The organism is Ilyobacter sp., assembly GCF_041583315.1.
GTDB lineage: Bacteria > Fusobacteriota > Fusobacteriia > Fusobacteriales > Fusobacteriaceae > Ilyobacter.
The window spans coordinates 1-3,661 of record NZ_JBFHGC010000294.1; the positions used below are offsets into that span (position 1 = coordinate 1).

General features: G+C 31.0%; 4 protein-coding genes. 3 read left to right on the forward strand and 1 reads right to left on the reverse strand.

Annotation, left to right across the window (positions count from 1 at the left end; genetic code table 11):
- Both ABZA26_RS10125 and ABZA26_RS10130 read left to right on the forward strand, forming a co-directional pair.
- A partial coding sequence (locus ABZA26_RS10125) for a hypothetical protein (RefSeq protein ID WP_372714403.1) occupies window positions 1-539 on the forward strand: 539 nt, incomplete at its 5' end.
- Window positions 540-697: 158 nt separating this feature from the next.
- Window positions 698-1,228 carry a peptidylprolyl isomerase gene (locus tag ABZA26_RS10130; protein WP_372714406.1) on the forward strand — a complete coding sequence of 177 codons (531 nt, stop codon included), beginning with the start codon at window positions 698-700 and terminating at the stop codon, window positions 1,226-1,228.
- A 184-nt stretch (window positions 1,229-1,412) separates the two neighbouring features.
- Here the strand turns inward: ABZA26_RS10130 and ABZA26_RS10135 are convergent, their stop codons facing one another.
- The gene (locus tag ABZA26_RS10135; RefSeq protein WP_372714404.1) at window positions 1,413-1,898 is read right to left on the reverse strand and encodes an N-acetyltransferase family protein; all 486 of its coding nucleotides are present in this window, start codon (window positions 1,896-1,898) and stop codon (window positions 1,413-1,415) included.
- A gap of 610 nt (window positions 1,899-2,508) precedes the next feature.
- Between ABZA26_RS10135 and ABZA26_RS10140 the strand changes: the two genes are divergently transcribed.
- On the forward strand, window positions 2,509-3,450 hold the full coding sequence (locus tag ABZA26_RS10140) for a peptidylprolyl isomerase (RefSeq protein WP_372714405.1): 942 nt from the start codon (window positions 2,509-2,511) through the stop codon (window positions 3,448-3,450).
- Window positions 3,451-3,661 lie beyond the last annotated feature (211 nt).

The window sequence follows — 3,661 nt, forward strand, 5'->3', positions numbered from 1 at the left end:
GGGTAAATACCCTAGAAAAGGAAGTCCTTCCAAAATATGAAAAACTCTATGGAGCTTTTTCCACAGATCCAGGTGAAAATATAGAGGATTATAATTTTGAAAGCATAGAAAAATATATCTATGAAATAATGAAAGAAAATGACCTTTCAGAGGACTTTATTAATTCTGAAATCATAAAAAGAAAAAAGTATAGAGGTAATTCAGGTGCAGAAGCAGTGGAAAATCTATATAAGTATGAATTGTCAGAACTTGGGAAAAAAAGATCCTATCTTCTTCAAGAGGCTAATGAAATATTGGATAAAGAATTGAAACTGGAAACTGATCTGTCTGAGGCTATTCAAGAGGATGAACAGATGAAAATACTGGATAAACTTCCTAAAATAAGAAATAAATATAATAAATTATCTGAAAAAATAATGAAGCTTCATGAGGAAATGATAAAAACAAATGAAAAACTTGAAAAAAGATGGCCTATTGAAATTTTTGGAACTATTTCTAAAGATGAGCTTTTAAAAGTTTATAAAGATGCCATAAAATAATTTAAAAAAGTAGTCATATATGATAGAATGGAGATGGTCAGATGTTAAAATGGATATTTGCAGCAATGTTAATAACTTTAGCAATTTATAGTTTTAAAAATAAAAGACTTTTAGGAAAAGTCATACAATTTAATCAGGAGGTAGAAATAGTGGAAAATATAAACTTACAGGCTTGTATAAAAACAGACAAAGGTGATATCAACATTAAGCTTTTTCCTCAAGTAACTCCAGTGACAGTTTTAAATTTTGTAAATTTGTCTAAAAGAGGTTACTATGACGGTCTGAAATTTCACAGGGTTATAAATGACTTTATGATACAAGGGGGAGACCCTACTGGTACCGGTTCAGGAGGTCCTGGATACAATTTCAGAGATGAATTCAAAGAAGGAGTAACTTTTGACAAGAAAGGAATCCTTGCCATGGCAAATGCGGGTCCTAATACAAACGGATCTCAATTTTTTATCACACACGTTGAAACACCTTGGTTAAACTATAAACATAGTATTTTTGGTGAAGTAGTCAGCGAAGACGACCAAAAAATTGTAGATGCCATAACTCAAGGAACTAAAATTGAGACTATAGTTATCACAGGAGATGTTGAAGAGTATATTGAGAAAAATAAAGAGAATTTAAACCAGCTCAATGAGACATTGGAAAAAACTTTTCCTGATCTTCCTAAATATTATTAATAATTTACCCCTCAGATTATCTGAGGGGTTTTATATTTTAAATAAAAAGTTCCCTGTTGCATTATAAATGCTTGAGGGGAACTCATGTTGATTTAAAATCAAAAATTAAAAAATTAAACTTTTTTAGCGGAAGAAATGTGTAGAACTTTTTAGCCATAAATTTAATAAAAATTTAAACTAAAGTCTATAGAACAATCTCCCAGTATCCTAGGTCCAGCCATTTTTCAAACTTGTATCCGACCTCAGTAAAATGGGCTACCTTTTTGAATCCAAACTTTTCATGAAGAGAAATACTGGCTTTATTGGGCAGTACAATGGCACTTATTACAGTATGTACGTTTCTTTTTTTCAAGTCTTCTAACAAATAAGTAAAGAGCATTGATCCTAGACCTTTGGTCCTCACACCGTTTCGAATATAGACCGAAAGTTCTGCAGAATGCCTGTAGGCGCTCCGAAACCTCCATTGATTGACATATACATAGCCTAATATCTCAGAATTCTCTTCTAAGACAAGCCACGGATAATTTTTTGAAATATCATTAATTCTGTTTTTCATATGTTCTGCTGAAAAGGGAGTTTCATCACCGGTAAAGCTGGTATTTTCAACATAATAGTTATATATCTCTGCGATACTCTCAGCATCACTTTCTTCAATATATCTTATAATCATTATAAGTCCTCCTGAAGGGTAATTATAGTTTCAATTTTTATTTAAATTATATAATTTTTATATCACATTAAGGCGAAAACATAAAAGTGAAAAACGTTATAAAAAGTAATAAAACTATTTTACCATTAAAAAGGTCAAATAAAAAGTCCTCAGTACCAAAATCTACAGCTATATGTATATTTTTTGAAATATACACAGTAAAAAAAATATTTTAAGTGAGATTTGTTATTCATTCCTAGATTATATAATGAATTTTTGCTTATTCCCAATAATTTAAATAAACTGCCGGGAGGAATGTATCAAATTTTAACTAAATAAAATATATTATGATATTTTATAGATTAACTTTTGAAGGTGATTATTGTTTTTTTAGGGGGGAATATGATGTATGGTTTGAAGAGTGCATATTTTTTTACTTTTTATTATTTATAAAAAAATTATATTAAAAGGTGAAACTCAGTTTTAAATCTTTCGTGGATACTATATTTTAAAACTTTTTTAAAGTCATTTTCGTCTAAAATTTGTGGATTTGTTAAAATAATTTATATTTATTATGAAATGTTGTATAATAAGTGAAAAATCAAAGAAATTAAGGGAGGAAAAGTACGAGATGAAAAGATTATTTACATTTACAGCCCTTGTAATGGCGGTATTTTTGATGAGTGGGTGCTCATATTTAAAAAAGATGGATAACCAAGTGAAAGCAGTGAAATATAATGATATAAGAGCAACTTTTGTAACGAGCCAGGGAGAGGCAACTTTTTATCTTTATCCTGAAGCTGCCCCAGTCACAGTTGTAAATTTTATAAATCTTGCCAAAAGGGGCTACTATGACGACAACAAAATTCACAGAGCAGTAGACAATTTCATTGTACAAGCTGGAGACCCAACTGAAACAGGGTCAGGAGGTCCGGGGTATACTATTCCAGAGGAAATAATGGGATGGCTTGACTTCTATCAACAGGGGATGCTGGCCATGGCCAATGCAGGGCCTGGAACTGGAGGCTCACAATATTTCCTAACTCTATATCCGGCAGACTGGCTCAACGGAAAACATACAATTTTTGGAGAATATGTGGCTGACAAAGATTTTGAAACCATAAAAAAATTGGAATATGGAGATGTAATAAAAGAAATAAAATTTACCGGAGACGTAGATTTTTTGCTTTCTATGTATAAAGAAGATATAGAGAAGTGGAATGAAATTCTAGATGAAAACTTTCCAAACCTTAAGAAGTATCCTATAAAAAATCCAGAGGAATTTGGTGACCAGGCTGCACAGTATAGAGCAGAACTTGAAAGAATATATGCTGAGAAAGAAAAAGAGAATAAAGAAGAAAGAGAAAGTTTCGTTCCAAAATTCATAAGGTCAGTGGAAAAGAAAATTAAAAAAGAAAAATCTGCTGAAGAAAAGTTAGTTGGAGAAGCAGGAGCTACTTATATGAACAATGAAGTATCTGTTAACAGTTTAGATACTGAAAACGCAGATGCCACTGCTAGTACAGAAAGCAGTAAGAAAAGTTTCTGGCAGAAATTAAAATTTTGGAAATAATGTAAATATAAAAAAAGGGGATCTGGAATTTTTCCAGCCCCTTTTTTGTTTGAAATATTCTCTAGTATATTTTTGAGATTTCATCAAAAGATAATCTTTTTTCTCTTGGAAAAAGTTTTTTTGTTTCGTCGAAGTAACCCATGGAAATAAGCATTACTACAACCTTATCTTCTGATATGGAATATATTTCTTTTATTGCCTCTTCGCTGAA